The organism is Kitasatospora sp. NPDC051170 (genome assembly GCF_044455705.1).
GTDB lineage: Bacteria > Actinomycetota > Actinomycetes > Streptomycetales > Streptomycetaceae > Kitasatospora.
Map to the genome: position 1 here is coordinate 157,322 of NZ_JBITFA010000014.1, position 23,023 is coordinate 180,344.

Annotated in this window: 3 protein-coding genes; all 3 read left to right on the forward strand. The window is 72.6% G+C overall.

The annotated features are described in order from the left end of the window. Positions 1 to 57: 57 nt before the first annotated feature. The 3 genes from ACIBCA_RS27335 to ACIBCA_RS27345 are packed head-to-tail and all read left to right on the forward strand — an operon-like array spanning position 58 to position 23,020. Entirely contained in the window at positions 58 to 507 is a 450-nt protein-coding gene (locus tag ACIBCA_RS27335; RefSeq protein WP_051836981.1) for a YbaB/EbfC family nucleoid-associated protein, read from the forward strand. Beyond that, complete coding sequence (locus ACIBCA_RS27340) at positions 500 to 799, forward strand: hypothetical protein (RefSeq protein ID WP_396285658.1); 300 nt, start codon at positions 500 to 502, stop codon at positions 797 to 799. The genes ACIBCA_RS27335 and ACIBCA_RS27340 overlap by 8 nt, the downstream gene beginning before the upstream one ends. 57 nt (positions 800 to 856) lie before the next feature. After that, a complete protein-coding gene (locus ACIBCA_RS27345) occupies positions 857 to 23,020 on the forward strand; it encodes a hypothetical protein (RefSeq protein WP_396285659.1) in 22,164 nt (7,387 codons plus the stop codon). Positions 23,021 to 23,023: the final 3 nt, after the last annotated feature.

A 23,023-nucleotide genomic window follows, 5' to 3' on the forward strand; every position in this document is an offset into this window, starting at 1 on the left:
TGGGCCCGGGACGACGCCATCGGGGTGACCGCGGGGACCGACACGGAGGAGGCGGGAATGGCGTTCTCGTACGCCGAACAGATCGAGCAGGCGATGACCAGGCTCACCGAGCAGCAGGCCAAGATGACCGAGGCGGCCCGCGAGCTCCAGAACGCGACGGCCACGGCGACGTCCAAGGACCGCATGGTCTCCGTCACGGTCGGCGCCCAGGGCCAGGTGGTGTCGATGACCTTCCACACCACCGGCTACCGGTCGATGGCCCCCGCCGCGCTCGCCTCGCTGCTCACCGACCTGCTGAACACCGCGCGGGCCGACATCGGCGACCGGATCACCGAGACGATGGGCTCCTTCAAGGGCCTCGGCGAGAGCCTGCGGGCCTCGCTGTCCGGCGGAACCGAACTCGACGACCTCTTCGCGCCCTTGCGGCAGATGCGCCCCGGCTTCGCCGACGAGGCGGCGGCCGAGGAGCGGCGCAAGCGCGACCGCCAGGAGGAGTTCCGTGGCTGAGGAGCTGAAGGCCCTGTCGGACCTGGAGTCCAAGTTCGCCAAGTTCCACGAGATGTCGGACCTGATCACGCTGATCAAGGGCAAGACCGACGAGATCAACCGGTACAACAAGAGCTCGGCCGGCAACGACGAGATCGGCAAGCAGTACCACGAGAACGTCGACAGGCCGACCGAGGGCGTCATCAAGCTCTTCTCCAGGGTCAGTGAGGTCCTCGACAGCGCCGGCCAGGGCGGCAAGGCCACCACGCAGATCCTCAACGACGCCGACCACGACGCCTCGGGCCAGGCCTGACGGCCCGTCCTCCTCCCCTCCGCGCCCCGCCCTCACCACCGCCAGGAGCCCACCGCCGTGTCCATCCCCCTGCCCGAGGGCCTGCGGAAGCTGTTCCACATCGTGACGGGCATGAAGTGGCCGGAGGGCAGCGAGGACGACCTGCGCATCGCGGGCGACGACTACCTGCTGATCCACCAGAAGGTCCCGGAGCTGCGCGAGTACCTCGTCCAGCTCGTCGGGGTCTGCAAGGACAACTTCGAGGGCGAGGCCGCCGACCAGTTCGTCCTCAAGATGCGCCGGCTCTACGGCGGCAGCGGCGCCACCGACTACCTCACCGCGGCCGGCAACGCGGCGAAGGAGCTCAGCGACTACGCGTACAAGGTGGCCAACGCCATCGAGTACACGAAGTGGATGATCATCGCCCAGCTCATCCAGCTGCTGGCCCAGATCGCCTGGGCGATCGCCAACATCCCGCTCACCTTCGGCGGTTCGCTCGCGCAGATCTTCGTCGCCGAGGGGATCACCCGCGAGGTGGTCAAGCAGCTCTTCATCTGGCTGTTCAAGCAGCTGATGCTGCACGAGTTCCTCTCCATCACCACCGGCATCGTGATGGACGGCATCATCCAGGGCATCCAGATGGCCCAGGGCCACAAGGACCACTACGAGACCGAATCCCTCATCCAGGCCATCGAGTTCGGGGCGATCAACGGCCTGCTCACCGGCCCGCTGGAGCTGCTCACCTTCGGCCTCGGCAAGCTCTTCGGGAAGATCTTCGGCGGCGGCATCCTCGGGAACCTGACCAAGGACCTCTCCGGGATCGGCAAGTTCCTCACCGGGGACCTGGTCAAGAACCTGGAGAAGAACGAGCTCAAGAACCTGGAGAAGACCGTCGTCAACGACGCCATCCGCGAGATCGGCGGCGGGGTCGGCAAGACGATCGGCAACGACCTGGGCAAGACGGGCGCGGGCGCCCTGGCCAAGGACGGCCTGGGTGCGGTGGTCAAGGACGGCGGCAAGGCCCTCACCAAGGAGACCGCCGACGAGATCGTCTCCAAGCTGACCAAGCAGGAGGTCTTCACCAAGGAGCTGGTCAAGTCCTTCGAGGAGCACCTCGGCCGGCTCGGCGTCAGCGGGGAGGTCGCCCGCGAGGCCGCCGAGAACTTCGCCAGGACGATCATCGGGAGCGGTACCCGCTACGCCGTCGACATGGGCGCCGTGCGCAAGCTGTTCAACGCCGTCGTCAAGGACGTGGCGGACCCGGGCGCCAAGCAGGTCGTCAAGGACCTCACCGACCGGGCGATGATCCTGATGGACGGCCTGCGGCCGCAGACGGCGATGCAGTTCCTGTACAAGTTCGGGGAGGCGCTCGCCGGCTCGCTCAGGGGCGGCCTCCAGAACGTCCTCACCGAGGGCACCTACAACCTGGTCTTCAGCGAGGACCACTCCTTCAACGTCACCGTCGACAGCTTCGTCGGCGGCGTCTCCATGGGCGTGCTCGGCCACCTCGGCCACGTCGCGACCGGCCCGCTGCGCCTCAGGTTCCAGGAGTACGTGAAGACCCTGGACGAGGCGTCGGCCCTGACCAGCGACGGCAAGTACTACGGCCTGAAGGACCCGCGGGTGTGGCTGGCCGTCGCGGCCACCCTGACCGGGCACCCGACCAACCCGTTCATCCCGCGGCCGGAGGGCCCCACGGCCCGCGCGGCCCGGGAGGCGGCCGCGCTGCACGAGGGCGTGCAGCCGCCGGACCTGCGCCTGAGCAGCGACGGGCAGACGGGGCCGAAGCGCGGCGTGGCCGAGTCGCCGATCCCCACGGAGTCCAAGGGCGGAGGCAAGCAGGGCACCGAGGAGACGGTGGACGGCCCGCAGAAGGTGCCCACCAGCAGCAAGGAGCACAACACCCCCGCGCCCGAGCGGGAGCATCCGGGCGAGGAGTCGCCGGGCAGGGAGTCGCCGGGCAGGGAGTCGGAGAACTCGGGGAACTCGGGGAACTCGGAGAACAAGGGCGCCTCCGCGCACGCCGGCGGCTCGGGGAACGAGACCGTCACCAGGCCGGAGCCCGTCAAGTCGACCGTCTCCCACCACCAGCCGGAGCCCGTCGAGCAGCCCCGGCCCACGCACACGCCCGAGGAGCAGGTCACCTACCTGGAACTCCCCGAGTACGGCCACTCCGTGCCCGGCGGCCCCGACCGGCAGCCCGCCTGGGTGCTCGGCGACCACCCGTCCGACGCGACGCGCAAGACGCTGGAGCTGCTCCCCGTCGACCAGACCCGCCTCGCCGTGGTGGCGCACACCACCGACGGGCTGCCGACGCGCAACGGGAAGCCGCTGACGGTCGACGAGTTCGTCCAGACCATCACGGTGCTCCAGGCCAACGGGCACCTCGACAACGGCCGCCGCACCCTCGACTTCGTCGCCTGCGACCTCGGCGGCTCCGGGCACGCCTTCCTCAAGGAGGCGATGGCGAAGGTCTGGGAGAACCCGGCCACCGCCGACCTCAAGGTCGTCGTCGCCAAGGGGTCGGTCTGGGTGGCCCCCGCGTTCGAGACGACCAAGGAGGGGCTCACGCCGATTTCCGGCCCGGGCCACGTGATCGTGGCGGCGAACGTCGGCTTCGACGCGCAGGGCCGGCCGATCCTCGAAGGCCGCGGCACCGTCCTGGAGTTCGGCAAGGACGACGTCGACGCGCCCCGGGAGCGGCCCGCCCCGCTGCCCGACCGGTACCTCCGCACCCTCGACCCGAGCAGGATCACCGACCCGATCCCGGACGCGCAGAAGTTCGGCGAGAACGCCCCTGGCGAGAACACCCCCGCCCCCGAGCACGAGCACCGCTACGCCCCGCTGCCCGAACACCTCCGCACCGAGGAGGGCCGCGAGGAACAGTGGCGACAGACCCAGCGCGACCTCCAGGACACGTACGACACCAAGCTCACCGAGGCGTCCGACAAGCTGACCCACGACCCGGACGGCAGCGGCCACCGCCGCGACGAGGACGCCGAGGCGGCGCTGGAGCGCGCCTACACGGAGGGGCCCGTCCGCCTCCCCGCCGACGACCCGGACGGCCCCGCCCACCCCGAGCGCCGGCGCGCCCGCGACCTCATGTACACGGAGCTGGAGCGGCGCCCGCAGGACCGCGAGGAGATCCTCGCCCGGGCCGACGACTTCACCCGCCTCGCCGCCGCCCGCGAGAACGCCGTCCGTACGGCCATGGACCACTTCGAGCGGACGGTCACCGACTGGGGCGCCCGCAACGCCTCCGAACTCCCGCCCGCCGGGCTGGACCTGATCCGCCCCGAGGCCCGCAGGACCTTCCGCGCCCTGGCCGAGAACGAGGCGGCCCTCGTCCTCGACCACCCGGACGCGCTGGGCGAGGCCGGGTACGACAAGGCCCGGGCCTCGCTGGAGGGGCTGCACGAGCACCTGCTCGCGGACCTGCGGCTGCGCGCCGACCACGAGCGCGCCCTCGCCCAGGCCGACCACCTCACCGAGCAGGCCGCCGACACCTGGTTCGACCGGCTCTCCGCGGACGACCGGAAGATGCTCGCCGACCTCGGGATCACCGAGAAGCCCGAGCTGTCCCCGGTCGGCGAGGACCGGCTGCGCGAGTCCCTGCGCGAGCAGCTCGCCCGCGACTTCGAGGAGAGCGCCGGGGGCCTCGACGGATTCATCGGCCCGCGCCGCGAACGCGCCGAGGCCACCGCCGAGTTCGCGACCGCCCTGGCCGGGCGCGCCCGGCACCTGCCGCACGAGTACGCCCTCCAGGCCGCCCGCGAGACGGTGGTGCGCCGCGCCGCCGACGCCGTCGACCAGGCCTCCGACAGCTGGTCCAAGCAGGAGGAACAGCGCAACCTCGCCAAGGAGTTCGGCGCCGACACGGCCGACGCCGACCGCGCCCGCGACACCGTGATGCGCGAAGTCGCCGACGCCGCCGACCGGTTGGTCACCGACCCCGACGCCGACCCGCACACCCTGGCCGCCAAGGTCGGGGAACTCACCGCCACCGCCGCCCTGCACGAGCGCATCACCCACCAGGCCGCCCGCCTCGCCGCCCGCCGCGAGGCCGAGGAGGCGGCCCGCACCGCCGCCCGCGAGCACGGGGGCCTGACCCCGGCCGCCACCGACCGCCTGAGCACCGGCCACACCGACCGCGCCGGCCGCGCCTTCGACGAGGTCTTCGACACCCCCGCCGAGCTGCGCGAGCGGCTGCCGGCCTGGCAGACCCGCAAGAGCGAGCTGCACGACGAACTCGCCGACCACGCCCGCTTCGAGGCCGAGGCCGCCCCCGCCCTGCGCGAGGCCGCCCGCGGCTTCGACGACCTCGCCGCCCGCCACGCCCTCAACGACGACCTCACCCGCCACTTCAAGGGCGAGTACGGGGACGAGTTCGTCGCCGAGTACCACAAGCTCTGGACGCTCAGGAACCTCGACGCCAGGAGCTGGCGCGAGCACGAGCGCGCCAACGAGGACGCCTTCGGCCACCGCCCGGAGAACCCCGGCCCCGAGGAACTCGCCGTCGCGCTGCGCGGCGGCGGCAAGCCGGGCCTGCACGAGCTCTCCTCCGCCGACCGCTCCGAGACGCTGCGCCACCTGACCCCCGAAGAGCGCTCCGACCTGCGCACCGACCCCTCCGTCCTGGAGAACCTCAGCAGGCTCGACGACCACGAACTCTCCCGGGCCGCAGCCGAGTTGCTCGTCGACGTCGACGGCCGCACCAGCGAGCCCGGCCTCGCCCGGCGTAACGCCGTCAGCCTCCTCGGCCGGATGCTGCGCGACCGGGACGTGGCCCTGAAGCTGCTCGCCGAGGACACCCGGGTGCACGTCCTGCCCAAGGACGTCCCCCTGACCGAGCTGGGCCCCTTCACCCACCTCGCCGGCACCCACGGCGCCGAGGGCGGCGCGCTCCACCGCCCGTACACGACCTCGCGCGGCGCCTCCGGCGAGCGCGACACCGCCGTGCCCGAGGAGAACCTCACCGGCGAGAAGACCACCATCGGCCCGGCCCCCCACCAGGCGGACGGCTACTCCACCGCCACCCACGAGTTCGCCCACGCCATCCACCGCGTCCTGTCCGAGACGGACCGGAGGACCATCTCCGAGGCGTACCGGAAGAAGCACGAGGCCGGCGACGACGCCCCCTGGTCGGACGGCCCCCGGCGCGTGAAGGACGACGACGCCCAGAACTACGCCTCCCGCAGCGAGGAGGAGTACTTCGCCCAGCTGACCAACGCCTACCTCGGCACCAACCACGGCGAGGACCCGTACACCGGCCAGGCCCGCAACAACGGCCCCGGCTGGGTGCGGCGCAACGAGTCGCCCGAGATGGTCGCCCTGCTGGAGAAGCTCTACGGCAAGGACCGGCTCTCCTCGGAGCGCGCCAACCCCGTGCACCTGAACGAGGGTTACGAGGGCGTGCGCTTCCTGTTCGGCGAGGGCGACGCCCACCTGGGCGCGACGCCGCCGCGCCGCGAGGGAGAGGGAGAGGGAGAGGGAGAGCGCGAGCGCGAGCGCGAGCGCGACACCACGGTGACCGTGCCCGTGGAGAACGGCCCGCTGATGGCCCCGCCCGGCTTCCTCCTCCCCGCGACGCCCGCCGCCGGACAGACCGCGCCGCCGCTCGGAGTGCCGCAGCGGATCATCGAGCGCGGACTCTCCCGCACGGACATCCTGATGGGCCTGGACGGCCCGCCCGCCGACCTGGTCGCGGGCCTCACCCGCAGCCTCGAGGCGGCGCTGCACGGCCACGGCGCCACCGCGAAGTTCCTGGCCGAGACCGTGCTCAACCCCGGGACGCTGCGCGCCCGGCTCACCGGGCTCTCCCGGGGCGAGGCGTGGACCGTCCCCTTCGAGGCGGGCGCCTGGTCGGGCACCCTGCGGATCAGCGCCGACCGCTTCACGGCGGGCAGCGGCACCCTGCTCGGCCGCCTGGGCGGCCTCGAGGTCGAGTACGGCTCCGAGCACCAGACCTCGGTCGGCTTCACCGGGGACTCGCTCCTGCAGTTCTCGCTCACCGCCCAGGGGACCGGCAAGATCGGCAAGGGCGGCCTCACCGGGACGGCCGGAGGCCAGAAGGGCCGGCGGGAGGGCTCGGTGACCGGGGAGGCCAGCCGCAACCTGGCCCGCGCCAAGACCACCGCCGAAGCCGCCGTCTACGAGCTGCCGTTCACCCTCAGGATGACCTTCGAGGACCTGGGCTTCATCGGCGTCCCGGGCGGCCCGCTGCTCCGGCCCGAGAACCCCGGCGAGGTCACGGTGACGGCCCACGTCGCCGTGCCCAAGTGGTCCTGGGACCTTCCCCCGGGGGCGAACGAGGAGGTCCTGCCCGCCGTCCTGCCGGGCGGAGCCGACACACGGCTCAAGGGCCCGTACGTCCTGGCCGAGGTCTGGCCGGTCGCGGTGCCGGGGAGGACCCGCCCCGTGGGAGCCTCGGGCGCGGACGGCCTGGAGATGACCCCCCACAACGGGGCCTCCGACCGGCGGGGGATGGACCTGTTCATCGATGGCTTCGAGGCGCAGGCCGAGACGTTCTTCGGCAGGAAGACCTGGTCGGCCCTGCGCAGCCGCCTCGTCGAGGAGGTGGACCTGGATGTCCTGCACCAGCAGCTCAAGCCCCTGATGGCGGGGGAGGAGCTGACCGTCACGCTGGGGACGGTCACCTCCCCCGAGGGCACGCTCACCTTCCGCAGGGCGCACGTCCTCACCACCGAGTCGGTGGTCGCCCTGCCCGGGGACACCGAGCTCTACGTCTCCACCGGCATCAGCCGCTCGCACGTGGACCAGCAGATCGACAGCAAGGGCTGGCAGGCGTCGTTCGGCGGCTCCGGCTCCGGCAAGAACGGCGGCGGAGGGGGCACCGGCGGCCTGCGCCGCACCAAGGACGACGTCCACCGCGAGGGCGGCGGCGACGACGTGGCGCTGGGCAGCAAGCCCAAGGTGCCCGCCCGGACGGCCACCGGCGTGGCCACCATCGAGGTCGTCTTCGGCAGGCCCGGCCACCAGCACGTGGAACGGACGGACGGCCAGAACCCGTACCCCGCCCCGGACACGGCCGAGGCCCGCCTCGGATTCCGCACCGTCATCGAGACGGCGGAGTTCCCGGACGTCGCCCCGGCGGCCGCCCCCGGGCCGGCGCCGCACCTGGACACCCCCTCCCTGCCCACCACCACCCTCGTCCGCGACCTGGTCTCCGTCGCGCCGCTGCACGCGGCGCTGGACCGTGCCGGTCGGGACGCGCTCGGCGCGCACGAGTGGGCGAAGGTCCGCGAGGACGTCCTGCGGGTGTACTCGCACGCCGCCGTCGGCGCCCACCTGGTCGGCATGAGCAACGGCGTGCCGCTGCGCACCCCGGTGACCGACCGCGGGCCGATGAGCGGGCTGCACATCGAGGTGACCGCCACGCTCGTCGGCGCCGAGTACCGGCGCTTCCAGAGCGCGACCGAACTCAGTGTCGTCCGGGAGACCTCCGGCTTCGAGGGCGGGCGCAGGCTCGCCGCGACCGGGGCCAACGGGCAGGGGCAGCTCTTCCTCAAGGGCGCCTTCCAGACGTCGAAGAAGCTCACCCCGCAGGGCACCGCCCTGGGTGGCCTCGACGGCCAGGCCCGCAGCGGCTGGACGGAGAGCACGTCCACCAAGGACTTCGCGAACGGCAAGCTGCGCGTCCCGCAGGCGATGTACGACGCGAGGATCGACCTCACGGTGACGGTGAACGGCAGGCGGCTGGAGGCGCCGGTACGCCTGGACGTCGAGCTGAGCCGGCCGTTCGCCACCGAGGCGTTCGAGGCCCTGCAGCTGACCCCGCACGTGCCGACCGTCCTCGGCCGCTCCCACGTCGTGCTGTCGCTGGGGAACGAGGCCGCCGGGGTGCTGCGCTTCGTCAAGGAACGGCTGGGCCTCGCGGTGTCGCCCACCGACCGGCCGGGCGGGGTCCTGTCCCAGCTGGGGCTCTCGGCGCCGCCCGCCGCGCAGCAGCGCCGGGCCCTGGTCCAGCTCGAGCAGGGGCTCGACCTGACCGCGCTGACCACCGCCCTGCCCCGCCTCACCCGGGGCGGGCGGATCGAGATCGCCGTCGACACCGGCATCTGGAAGGGCACCGTCGAGGTGACGGCGGCGCCGCTGACCCTGACCGGGCGCCGGTCGATGGCCTCCTTCGAGTTCGAGCTGGGCTCCCAGCAGCGCGTCACCGTCGGCTACACCTGGGACCGCCAGACCCGCGTCGTCGTCGGCGGGGCGTCCAGGCTGGGCATCGACAACGTGACCGTCGGCTCCGACGGCTCCCACACCAAGGAGAACTCCCGAGGGCTGACCATCGAGCGCACCGGCGGCACCAACAGCCGGGTCAAGAGCACCGAGCCCGCCGACCTGCTCAACGGCCGGGCCGTCTTCACCGTCACCCTCCGGCCCGAGAACGCCGGCGCCCTTCCCGGCCACCGGGTCGATGCGCCCGTCGAGGTCGCGGCGCCGAGCCGGGAGGTGTCCCCGCGCGAGCTGGAGCAGCCCCGGCGGATGCCGGACGACCAGCTCGGCTCCTCCGACACCGTCACCCGCGTCTACCACCTCGACGACCAGGGCGTGGCGCGGTACGGGTCGGAGGGCGTCGAGGCCGTCGTCAGCCACCTCGACGGGACCGGGGAGAGGGTCTTCGGCGAGGGCGTGTGGGGCGAGCTGCGTCCCAAGGTGATGGAGGAGCTCGGGTTCGACAACCTGCACTCCCACGTCAAGCCGATGACGGCCGGTGAGGAACGTGTCGTCCGCCACGGCCGCCACACGGTGCGGATCACCGCCTCCGTGGCGGAGACGCGGCGCAGCGGGGAGGTCAACGCCCCCGGCGCCGTCGAGTTCAACATCGGCACCAACCTCCAGACCGGGTTGGTCAACACGGAGGTCGACGGCAACACCGGCGGCGGCCACGTGTTCACCGGCGGCGTCGGCGGGCAGGTCGTCATCGACCCGACCGGGTCCGGCCTGGTCGGTGGCGTCATCGGCGGCAACGTCGCGCTGACCCGGAGCATCCAGCAGCTGGAGCACCACAGCGAGGTGCTGGCCACGGGCGCGGCGATCAAGGAGAAGGTGACCGCGGACGCCCACCGGGCGAAGGTGGTGCTGACGGTGCGGATGGAGAGCACCTCCCTGCTCGGCCCCGACGGGCGGACCGCGGTCAAGCCGTCCGAGGCCGGGTGGCTGACGCAGCGTCCGCCCGTCGGCAATCCCGACCTGCCTCCCGCCACGAGCCGTCTCCGGCCGCTCGTCCACCTCCAGGAGGCCGGCCGGGACCTGGTCTCCCGGTGGCGGGCGCGGCGCGACGTCGCCGAGACGACGGTGTACGTCGACGTCCTGACCGAGAAGGGCCGCACGCTCGACCCCGGGGACCGCACCCGCTGGCGCGGCCGCGACACCGCCGTCGTCCGGGTGCCCCCGCCCGTCGTGTTCACCGAGGGGCTCGGCACCGGCCACGTACTGCGCTGGCTCGGCGACACCAGGAGCCTGGCCACCCTCCTCCAGGAGCAGGGCCCGGCCTTCTTCGGCAAGACCACCTGGGGGAAGCTGGAGCCCCTGGTCACCGGCAGCCTCGGCCACGCCCAGCTGTCGGCCCTCCTCGGCGACGCGATCGGCCCGCGCCCGAACCCCGGGAACCCCGGGGCGGCCCAGCACACCATCGGCACGCCCGCCCTCGGCCGGCGCTGGATCGTCGGCGACGCCGAGGTCAGCGCCACCGTCTCGCTCCTCCAGCTGGAGTACCACGACAGCCACAGCGCCGCGGCGTTCAGCCCGGCGAACGAGTCCGCCGGCGGCTCCCGCAACACCCGGCTCGACGGCCTGGGGGGCAACGCCCGCGTCACGGGCGGCGTGCAGGTCGGGCCCGCGGGCGCGGCCGTCGGCAGCCTCACGGCCACCGTCGGCGGCGCGTACCAGAAGCGTGGCGGCACGGTCACCAGCGAGGCGTCCAAGTTCCCCGGCAACCTCAAGGTCGGGGTGCCGATGGCCCGTTACACGGGCCTGGTGGAGGTCAGCGTCACCTTCCGCAAGGGCGGCGAGGCCCTCCGGCCCGATCACTCGGCCACCCGGCCGAGGCCCCAGGAGGAGAGCGAGAACGGGAGCGTGCTCGGGAGCGTGCTCGAGGGCCCCGACGCGACGTCGTCCAAGCCCTTCGACCAGCTCACCAGGCGCCTGCCGATCGAACTGGACATCCCCGAGCGCGAGACGCGGGCCGTCACCCCGAGGTTCGAGCACTGGCTCCGGTTCACGCCGGAGACGCCCGGGGGAGAGGAGGTCGCCAAGATCACCCACACGGTGGCCGACGTCCTGGCGCGCCCGATCAACGAGGCCGGGACGCGCTGGCTCGCCGACCCGGAGCACCGCCGGGACCCCGCCAGTACACCGGTGCGGGAGGCACTGCAGGCCATCCCCCACCAGGACGGCACGGTGACCATCGGCTACCACACCACCCGCGACGACGGCGTTCCGGAGTGGAACGGCGAGCCGCTCAGCCCCGCGGAGTTCGTCCAGGGCCTGCTGGACATGCGCGGGCAGGGGCACTGGCAGGTCGGCCAGACGGTGCGGCTGATCGGCTGCCGTGCCTCCCGCATGAGGGAGGATGACAGCGGCTCGTACGTCATCGACGTGCTGGACCTCCTCCACGCGGCCCTGCCGGGCGAGGCCCTCCACCTCGTCGCCACCCCGGGCCACGTGGTGGTCATCCCCGCCCCCGAGGGCGGCACGGCCCGGGTGCTGGCCGGCGAGGTGCGGTTCACCGAGGACGGCCGCCCGCTCGTCATGACCCCCGGCGAGTTCGAGCACCTCCGGATGGACGAGAACGGCCACCTCGAGGTGACGCTGGGCTCGCACGAGCTCGGCGGCCCCGAGGACCAGGACGGCGAACTGCCGCAGGTGTCCTTGGAGGGCGTGAACGCGGTGGTGCTCGGCAACGCCGGCAGCCGCCCGGCGGCCGTGCCGCCGCCGGGCGCCGACGGCACACCGCCCCCGCCCCCGCCGGCCCTGGTACCCCCGCCCGGCGGGCACGTGACCCCGCCGCAGCCGCCGCCGGGGGAGCACGCCGCGCCCGCGCGCATCGCCGGCCGCGGCCTGGCGCCCGCCGACGTGCTGCTGGGCGTCGACGGCACCCACGCCGAGCTGATCGAGCACCTCACCACCGCCTTCGCGGGCGCCCTGCACGGTGAGCACGCCGCCGCGAAGACCCTCGCCGAGTACCTGTTCAGCCCCGAGAGCCTCCAGGCCAAGCTCACCTCCCTCTCCCACGGCGAGGTCTGGGACATCCCCTACTCCGTCGACACCTGGTCCGGCACCGTCCGGATCAAGGCGGACCTCGTGCAGAGCGTGTTCGACCGGACCCTGGCCGGGTTCGAGTTCGAGTACGGCTCCGAGCAGCAGACCTCCGTCGGCGTCACCGGCGACCGCCTCTGGCAGGGCGCCGTGAGCTTCCAGGGCACCGTCAAGCCCGACAAGGCCGGCACCGCCACGGGCACCCTCGGGCTGCAGTACGGCAAGCAGCACGGCACGACGACCATGGAGGCCAGCAGGACGCTGGCGCGCGGCAAGACGAGCGAGGAGGCCACCGTCCACCTGACGACCTACACGCTCACCGTCGAGTTCGTCGACACCGCCCACCGCAGCATCGACGTCCCCTCCGCCCTCTCCCGGCTCGTGACGCCGGCCCCGGTGACCGTGCCCGTGCACGCGTACGTCGCCTTCCCCTCCCGGGAGGCGGGGCAGTCGACCCCCTACGTGGGCTACGGCCCGCCGCCCGGCGCGGGACCGGGCGGACGCCTCGCGGGTTCGCACATCCTGGCCGAGGTCTGGACGATCCCGCCGCGCCCGGCGCCGGTCGTCGGCCCCGACGGGATCGAACTCCCCGCCCTCCACCCCGTCCTTCACCCCGCCCCGCACGCCCCGAACGGCCTGGAGGACTTCGTCGCGGGCTTCGAGGACGCGGCGCGGACGTACTTCGACGGCGACTGGCCCGACATGCGCAGGCGCGTGCTGGAGGAACTCGACCTCGGCATGCTGCACCAGGACCTCAAGGCCCTGATGTCCGGCGACTCCCGCAGCATCGTGCTGGAGCGGATCACCGGCCCCGACCTGATGGTCACCTTCCACCGGGCCACGATCCGCAGGAACGAGAACACCGCCGAACTGCCCACCACCGAGATCAACCTCTCCACCGCCGTCACCCGCTCCCACCTGGAGCAGGACACGACCCTCAAGGGGGCGCAGTTCCCCCTGCCCCTGGGCGGCACCGGCTCCGGCAAGATCTTCGGCGGCGGCGCCGGAGCGAGCGGGAACGCCGGACGCACCGACATCCAGCGGCACGGGGACAGCGAGGAGCTCGGCCTCGGCATCAAGCGCAAGACGGCCGCCCTGCTCTACGAGGGCGAGGCCGAGATCGTCGTCACCTTCGAGAGGTTCAGCCGGAACACCGTCCACGAGAGCGGCGAGGGCCGGACGAGCCTCGGTTTCCGGACCGTCGTCGAGAAGGCCGAGGCCGTCCCGGAGGTGCTCCCGGACGGCACGGCCGTCCTGCCGGACCCGCACCTGCCCGTCGCCACCCGCGAGACGCTGGCCGCGTACCAGGGCCTGCCCAGGAACACCGTCGTGCGCGACCTGCGCGACGTCTCCCCCCTGCACCGGCAGCTCGACGCCATCGGCAGGGCGCAGTACGGCGAGTTCGGCTGGCTGGAGGTGCGCGAGGACGTGCTGCGCACCTTCTCCCACGCGGCCGTCAGCGCCCACCTGGCCGCCATGACCCAGGGCGTCCCGCTGCGCACCCCGGTGACGGGCCGGGGCCCGCTGAGCAAGCTCCACCTCGAGGTCACCGCCCACGTCACCACCGAGCACTTCGTCCGGGAGCAGCGCGACTCCGACCTCAACCCCATCCGGGAGACCACCACCCAGGACGGGCAGCGCAACCTGCGCTCGGACGCCAAGACCGGCCAGGCTCAGGTGTTCGGCAAGGGCCCGGTGAAGGAGCGCCCCGGCGAGACCGACCCGAGCGGCAAGCCGTGGAGCGACACCCTCCAGGGCACCGCCACCTTCAGCCGGACGGTGCAGGACCGGGACGGCTGGATCGGCGGCACCTCCACCAAGGGGTACGCCAACGGCAAGATGCAGTCCTGGCAGGCGCTGCACGACGTCACCGTCGAGCTGACGGTGAAGGTCAACGGGCAGGAGCACCACCTCACGACCCCGCAGGGGGTGCACACCCCGACCCTGCTCGAGGCCCAGGTCAGCACCGCGCACCTCGGCCGCCTGCCCGCGCCGCCCACCGACATCGGCGAGGGCCTGCGCAGGCCCACCGGCCTCAACCGCTCCGACGTGGTCCTGAGCCTCGGCCGGGGCGCCACCACCGTGCTCAAGGCCGTCGAGACCAAGCTCGGCGACCTCGGCGCCCTTCCGCCGAAGGTGCTCGCCCGGCTCGCCGAGAAGCTCGACGACACGGCGCTGACGGCCTCGGTGTCCGGGATGACCCGGGGCAGGGTCGTCAAGGTCGCCGTCGACACCGGCAGTTGGAAGGGCACCGTCGAGGTGACGGTCCGCCCGCTGGAGGCGACGGCCCGGCGCACCGTGACCGGCTTCGAGTTCGAACTGGGCGGCCAGCAGCGTACGGTGGTCGGCTTCGTCTGGGACAGCCGCCGGCGCACCCGCTACATGGTCGCGTTCCGCGGCAACGTGCCCCACGTCGCGATCACCGGCGCGTACGCCCACACCCGCGACAGCGTCAGCGGGCTGATCACCGAGCGCACCGCCGGGACCAACAGCCGGGGCAAGAGCACCGAACCGGCCGTCCTCTACGAGGGCGACGCGGTCTTCGACATCGTCTACAGGCCCAGCGTGCTCAGCCGCACGCTGACCGGCGACCGGGTCGACGTGCCGCTGGAGTTCGCCGTCCCGCACCGCGAGGTCGTGCTCACCCCGGTGGGGAACGAGACCGTGCTGCGGCACCTGCCGGACAACCGGCTCGGCTCCTCCGACATCATCAGCCGGATCTTCCACGACTCCGGCGTCGACGGCGAGCCGCAGACCGGGCCGCGGGCCGTGGCCCGGGTCGTCGACCAGCTGGCCGGCAAGGGGACGGAGATCCTCGGCGGCGACTGGAAGCCCATCCGCAAGGAGCTGCTGAAGAAGCTCGACTTCGACGCCCTGCACGCCGAACTCAAGTCGGCCTCCTCCGGGCACGAGATCGTCGTGCGGCACGGCCGCAGCACGGTGCGCGTCACGGCCTCCGCCGTCCACGTGCGCAAGACCGGCGAGGTCGGGGCCGTCGAGTTCAACACCGGCAGCAGCCTGCAGACCGCCGTCACCAACTCCGAGGGCGGCACCAACACCGGCGGCGGGCAGCACCACACCCTCGACGCGAGCGTGCTGGCGACCACCGACCCGCTCGGCACCGGCCTGTCCCTCATGGCCGGGGGCGGCGGCAGCCTCACCCGGTCCAAGGAGCAGCTGAACAGCCACGGCGACGTGGTCGCCTCCGGCACGGCCGTCAAGTCCAAGGTCCCCGCCGACGCCCAGCGTGCCGAGATCCGGCTGACGGTGCGGATGGAGCGCCGGGCCCGGATCGACCTCCACCCGTTCTCCCACGACGAGGTGCAGCTCAGGCCGACGACGCGGCCCGGGACCGACACTACCGTCGTGCTCGCTCAGGTGAAGAAGGCCGTCGACGCCGTCACCCCGCAGTGGAAGCTGCGCCGCGGCGTCGCCCACACCGTCGTCCACGCCGACCTGCTGACCGAGCGCAACCGCATGGTCGACACCGCTAACGGCGCCGCCGGCGGCCGCCGCGGCCACTCCCCGGAGCAGACCGTCCCGGTGCCCCCGGCCACGCTGTTCACCCAGGGCCTGCGCGAGCACGACGTGCTGCGCTGGCTCGGCGACACCTCCGGGCCGCTCGGCCTCGTCCGCAACCAGGGGCCGAAGTTCTTCGGCAAGGACGTCTGGCAGCGGCTGGAGCCGATCGTCACCGGAAGCCTCAGCCACGCGCAGCTGTCCGCGCTGTTCTCCTCGGTGATCGCCCCGCCGCACGTCGAGGGCGCGCCCGCCCCGCGCACCATCGGCACGCCCGCGCTCGGCAAGCGCTGGTTCGTCGAGGATGCCGAGGTCACGGCCACCGTCACCCTGGTGCAGCTGGAGTTCGACCGGAACAACCAGCAGGCGGCGCTCAGCCCCGCCAACGAGTCCGTCGCCACCTCCCGCTCCACCGACCTGCACGGCTTCGCCTGGAACGTCCGCGGCCAGGTCGGCGTGCAGGCTCCCCCCGGGGCCTCGCCCGACGGCAACGGCCTGGGCACCCTCGGCCTCGGCCGCCGTGGCCGCCAGGGCGTGATCACGGCCACCAGCGGCAAGCTGCCCGGCAACGCCAAGGTCGGCATGCCGATGGCCCGCTACACCGGCTACGCCCGGATCGAGATCGACTTCCGCAAGGGCGGTGAGACCCTGGAGTTCCCCCACAAGGGCCTCATCCCGATCGAGCTGGAGACCCCGCTCGACCGCACCACCCAGGGCACCGTCCCCGCCGACCACTGGATGCAGTTCACCCCGGAGCACCCCGGCGGCCAGGAGATGCCCAGGACCCTGCCGCCGGAGGAGATCGCCGGCCGGCTCTCCGGTCCGCTCGCCAACGGCGTGCGGTGGCTGCTCGACACCGACGGCAGGAACCTGCCGGCCAACGCCCACGTCCGGGAGGCACTGGAGAGCCTGCCGCACGAGGAGGGCGTGCTGAGGATCGCCTACCACTCCGAGTTCGAGGACGGCGCCCCGATGTGGCGCGGGCTCAGGGTCACGCCGGAGGACACCGCCGAGGCCCTGCTGCGGATGCGCCGTGACGGGCAGTGGCTGGTGGGCCAGGAGGTGCGGTTCTACTCCTGCAGCACCGCCCGGGGCGGGAACGAGTCGTACATGGCCCGGGTGATCGACGGCCTCCAGGCCGCGCTGCCCGGCGAGGTGCTGAACATCGTCGCCTCGCACAACCACGTGGTCGTCGTGCGCGGGGAGCGGCCCAGGGCCGTGGCCGTGACGGTCGCCTTCGACGAGAACGGGCGGCCCTCCATCACGGGCCCCGGCGGCTGGACCCACACCACGGTGGCCGAGGACGGGACACGGCAGACGGTGACGCGCCCGCAGGCGATGCCGCGCGAGCGGGTGCCGCTGGACGGGGAGCACGGGGTGCTCCTCGGCAACGACAAGGGCAAGACCGCCACCTTGCGCCGCGACCCTACGATCTCCACCCTGTTCGCCGAGATGTCCGTCGACCAGCAGGGTGGAGAGGGGTCGAGCGCCGCCCATGTCCACGCCGAGGACACGGCCATGGAGGTGGACCCGGCCCCGCCGTCCGTCGCGCCGTCCGTCGTTCCGCCCGCCGTGCCCGCGAGCGAAACGGGCAACACGGCGTTCGACCACTACGTGGCGGCGCTCGGCAACGCGGCCCCCAGGCCCCTGACGGGACAGAGCGAGTACCTGAACCAGGTGGAGCGGGTCACCGACGAGGCCCGCCGGATCGGCTTCGTCGTCAACACCATGACCGCCCACGGGGACGTGGAGCGGATCGTCCCCGTGATCAACCGGATCGTCGAAGGACTCGACCCGGCCACCCGCCAGCGCGTGGTGGTCGTCGTCGGGGTCAATGCCCCGAGGCCCGCGAGGGGCCAGGAGCCAACCGCCCTGAACGCCGCCGTGGCCCGCGCCCGCGAGCTCGTACGGGACCTGGACATCCCCGTCGCGGTCGTCTCCGACACCTTCAAGTGGACCAGGAAGAAGGGCAAGCTGGTCTTCCCGTACGGGACGATGCGCAACAGCGTCCTCAACAGCGCGCCCACCCACCAGCTGATCGACGCCATGCTGGAGCGGGGGCTCCACCCCTACCTCTCGGTGCAGGACTTCGACCTCGGGTCGCGCCTGGTGCCCTCCGGACGGCACTTCTTCGACCACGTCCAGGAGGTGCTGAGGCGCCCGCAGCCGCGCCCCGACCACCCGAACGCCTACGACGGGCCCGAGTGGACCGCGCGCACGGACGGGCCCGACCGCCCGGACGGCGACGACGGCACCTGGAACCCCGACCGTCCGCTGGCATTCAGCGGCGGCTACAGGGTGCCCGACGACCCGGAGGGCGTGGCGAGGCTGATCTCGGAGACCACCGACCGGCTGAAGGGCAAGCACCCCGAACTGTGGAAGTCCGACCGGGGGCGGCACCTGCTGGTCGAGCGGTGGCGCCGGGCCATCCGCGAGGACATGGAGGAGCGTGACTGGCAGGCGACCTACGCCCCCCTGCTGCCCTACGCCCCCGAGCCGAACCTGCTCGTCGACGGCCTGGCCGTACGGCTCAAGGGCGAGGACGGCAAGCCCTTCCTGCAATGGGGCAACGGCGGCGCCGAGTTCGAGGACCTGGGCCGCCGCCTGAACCGCCTCAACGCCTGGGAACTCGGGCGGCGGCAGGAACCGCTGCTCAAGGACCTCCCCGACACCGTCTACGTACCCAAACTGGAGTGGGTGCCCAACCAGCAGCCGGCGGCGAGCCCCAGGCCCCCGGGGATGAAGGTCCGGCGGCAGGGCCGGGACGAGATCATCGAACAGACCCGCGCGGACGCCTCCAACAACCGCCTGCCGAACCGTGGTTCGGCGTTCCGGACGGACTTCGAGCACGGGGCGGTCGTCACCGACCTGTCCAGGCTCGCCGCCACGCAGCTGGAGGCCGTCTGGAACAAGGCGCACAAGGCGGAGCTGGACGAGGCCGCGAAGGCCGCCGAGGCGGCCGGACAGCCGCCCCTGGAGGACAAGCCCGTCCCGAAGCGCAAGGCCAAGGCGAGGGACGAGCAGGACGAGGAGGACAACGCCGAGGACGACGGCCCGATGCTGGGGCAGTCGCACGTCCAGCTGACGACCGTGACCGGCCGGCTCTTCAGCAACGACACCGGCGTCAGGGACCCGGACTCGGGGAAGCTCAACCCCCGGGGTGCGAAGAAGGGCACCAGCCCCTCGAAGTACCGCAAGGCGTACAACCCGGGCGACAAGGTGAGGCTGGGCACCGACGAACCGCTCGGCCCGGGGAACACCTGGAACCCGTCCGAGCGGGACGCCGCCTGGCTCGGAGGCGCCGCCCACAACCTGCTCAGCCACTCCACATCCGCCCCGCTCGGTGGTCCGTTCACGGGCATCCACGCCGGCATCCAGCCCGAGCACAGGACGGTGGTCACGCACACCCTCGCCCTGTCGACCCCGGCGTTCCGCCTCGGCCGCAGGCTCGCGATGCTGCGGGACACCCCGGACCTTCTCGAAGGACTCCCGGCCCGCGGGCTCAACGACCCCCAGGGCTACCAGATCAGCGGGCGCGTCCCGGCGGACGGTGACTGCCTGTACCACGCCGTCAACGCCGCCGTGAACATCCAGGGCGTCCACGACGCCCTGGGGCTGCGGGACCTGGTCGTCGAGTGGATGCTGCGCCCGGGCAACCTCCAGGCCGTCGCGGCCCTCGCGCAGACGCGCGGGACGAACCTGGAGGAGCTGTTCCTGACCGTCGCCCTCACCGGCAACTGGGCCACCGGGGCCGGCGACCTCGCCCCGATGCTGGTCGCCTCGACGCTGGGCGCCCGGTTGCACATTCACGTCGGGGGCGTCATGCACACGATGCGGCCCCTGAACGGGAGTGCGGCCGGTGACATCCACCTCCACCTGGAGGGCAACCACTACAGTCCGATGGAGGAGGTCGGTGCCTCCACGGAGCCCATGGACACGGGGCACATGGGCGCGGAGCCCACGGACATGGACGTCGACGAGCGGCCGTTCAAGCGCCCCCACAACGCGCCGGCCGGTTCGGACGACGCCCTGACAGGGCCTCCCGTCCACGCTCCCGGCCCGTCGGCCCCGCCGCGCCCCGCGCACCCGACCGTGCGGGAGCTGGAGCTGCTGAGCCACGAGCAGCGGCGCGCCCTCGCCCAGGACGCCTCGTACGTCCGGCGGTTGCGCGACAGCATGCCCGCCGCCGACTTCGCCGACGCCGCCGCCCGGCTGCTGGTGCACGTCGACCCTGGCGTGCACCAGCCCGTCTCGGCGCGCAACCAGGCGCACACCCAGCTGAGCCGGCTGCTCAACGACCCCGAGGTCACCGAGCGGCTGCTGGTGAAGGGCGTCCAGGTGGTCATCGTCCCCAAGGACGTGCCGATGACCGAGGTCCAGGGCCTGGGGCAGCTGCTGCGCGGCCGCCGGGCCGGCGGCGACGCGGGCGACGGCCGCCCCTGGTGGCAGATCCGTGGCGCGAACGTGGACGAGATCGTGGCGATCCCGGAGGAGAACCTCACCGGGGACCGGACGACCATCGGCCACGGCAACGAGCAGCCCGAGGGGTACTCCATCGCCACCCACGAACTCGCCCACGCCGTCCACAAGTTCGGCCTCGACGAGGACGAGCAGGCGCTGATCGAGGACGTGTACCAGGGCAAGCGGCAGGCGGACGGCCTGGCCGACGTGTTCCAGGAGGAGTCCGTCACCACCTGGCCGGACGGCGGGCGGCGCAACCGCGACGAGGAACTCGTCGGCAACTACTCCGCCAGCGACGAGTACGAGTACTTCGCCCAGCTCACCAACACCTACCTCGGCACCAACCACGGCAACGACCCCGTCACCGGGAAGCCCCGCAACAACGGCGCCGACTGGGTGCGGGAGAACGAGCCGGAGCTGCTGCCGCTGCTGGAGCGCCTCTACGGGCCGGACCCGCAGGCGCCTCTCGCCAACCCGGTGACGAGGACGCGTGCGAACGACGAACCGCTGCTCTGGCTGCGGGAGTTCAACCAGATGGCGACGGACGAGCCCAACCTCGTCCCCGAGCCCGAGCCGGTGCTCGCCGACCCGCACCCGCTGAGCGAGGCCGACCTCATCGAGCTGGCCCTCAACCCCGCCTTCGGCGCCCACCCGGCCCCGGGGCCCACGGGTCTCGCGCTCACGCCCGCCGGCTCCGTCCACCTGCTGTCCGACCCGACGGACGCCTGGTCGTCGTTCCCCCAGGGGATCCGGACGGTGCTGGGCAAGATGCCCCCCGAGAACGGGTACGTCACCCTCGCCCACCTCACCGGCGCGCAGGGCATCGGCCACGGCTGGAACGCCGACCCGACGCGCACGGCGACGGCCCTGGTGAAGCTGGCCGAGGCGGGCACCTGGACGGGCCAGCCGCTGCGCTTCCTTTCCGGCCACTTCGCCCTCGGCGGCGCCGACTCACCCGCCGCGAGGACGCTGCTCGCCCTGTACGAGCAGCTCGCCGCGCACAAGACGCTGAAGATCGTCCCGTCGATCTACGCGCCCACCGACGCCGTCCACGTGGCCGACGCGGGCACCGGCAAGCCCAGGTTCGTCACGGCCCGGGCGGTCGGTTACACGGCCGCTCAGAACCCCAGGGTCGAGGGCCCGGGCCAGTGGTACCACCTCACGGTGAGGGACGGCGCCGTCCACGCCGAGCCGAAGGGGCACGAACTCCTGCGCGACGGCGAGACGTTGATCGAGACGTCGAGCCCGCAGTCGCCGATCGACCCGAGGATCGGTCTGCCGACCGTGCTGGGCAGCGACACCGGCCGCCAGATGACCTGGGCGCCGGAGCTGGACGCGCTGAAGCGCCACCTCGCCCCGTCGACGAAGCCGGTCACCCTCAGCGCGGACCTGCTGAAGATCGTCAATCCCCACGACCCCGGGAAGGGGGCGCCGAACCGGCTCCAGAGCCTCGAGGCCGTCCTCGCCGTGCGCGAGGTGTTCTACAACGAGCTGAAGGTCGCGGCGAGGACGACGGCGCTCAGGGACGTACCGACGAGCGTGTCCACGCACTTCCGCAAGTTCGGCTCCGGCGAGGAGGGCCTTCGGAGCGTGGAACGTCAGGTCCGCGCCACCGGACTGGGCGCCTTCGCCCTGGTCGACCTGGGCGGGCGCCGGTTCGTCGCGCTCGTCCACGACGCGGACGGCAGACTGCACTGGGTCGACGCCGCGAAGCGCGAGATGTGGACCGCGGACTCCGAGTACCGGTTCAGCGGCCTCAAGGAGATCGAGGGCCTCGCCGCCGGCGCCGTGATCCGGGCCGCGACCACCTACACCCGCGAGCACCACCTCCCCGGCGACGATGCCATCGACGCGCAGATCGCCTCGCTGGTCCGGGAGTTGGCCAAGAAGCCGCAGGTCGGGGAGACCTGGGCCTCGGCCGGGTACATGCTCGGCAGGACCGGCTACGGGAGGCAGGAGCACGCCTCCACGTGGAAGGACTTCGGACCCGTCAGGAACGGCAAGGAGTCCCTCCAGCACATCGCCCCGGCGGTGTCGCAAGGGGCGGCCAAGACGGCGGGTGCACCGGCGTACAAGTGGCGGCACAGCACGGCGGAGAGCACCCTGCGGGACGCCGTCGAGGAGAACAAGGCGCTGGCGAGCGAGCTCGGCGCCTTCTCGAAGGCCCGGGACGCGCGAGACGAGCAGCTGAACGCGTTCGCCGACGGCACGGCCGAGAACCGGATCGCGACACTCAGGACGATCGAGAGCGCGCTGGCCGAGAAGCTGCAGGCGTCCGAGGCGTTCCTGGGGAGGATCACCGTACCGACCAAGGAGGATCAGGGAACGCCGGTCAGGACGGCGCCGTTCAGTGACGCCAAGAAGGCCGCGGACGCCGCCTGGAAGGCCCTCGACTCCCTGGCCGAGACCAGGGAGAAGCTGGAAGCCGGCACGTCCAGGCCGGACAAGGCGACGGTGGACGGCGTCCTCCTCCAGGTCGACACCGTCGAGTGGCGCCTGGAGGACCTCGGCAAGCTGCACGCGCAGATGGCCAAGGAACTCGACGGCCGGCTCACGAAGCTGCTCGGAACGGGCAAGGACGCGGACGGGGGCATCCTGGCCCAGCAGACCAACGACGCCGAGGTCAACGTCCTGAGCATGGTCTACGACCGGATGAACCTGACGGGCCTCATGGGGAACAAGCACCAGGTGCGCGGCACGGTGGTGGTGGCCTCGACCCAAGGCACCTGCGACAGCTGCAAGTTCGTGGTCGGGGACCTGAAGAACTCCCACTTCCCGACCGTCGAGGTCATCGTCGTCTACGGGAAGCCCAGCGGCCACTACGGCGACCGGGGGCAACTGCACGGCAGGGACATCTCGATGGGGAAGGTCGCCCTCAACGTCGACGTCTGGTACGGCTACCGGAAGGACTGGGAGACCCAGACCACCATCGACAGGAAGAGGTACTACCGCCTCACCCCCGCCCACCACCCCAAGAACGGCTGACCG

What these genes read in the sequence shown, in the direction of transcription:
- ACIBCA_RS27335 (WP_051836981.1), top strand. Translation starts at nt 58, where the DNA reads ATGGCGTTCTCGTACGCCGAACAGATCGAGCAGGCGATGACCAGGCTC.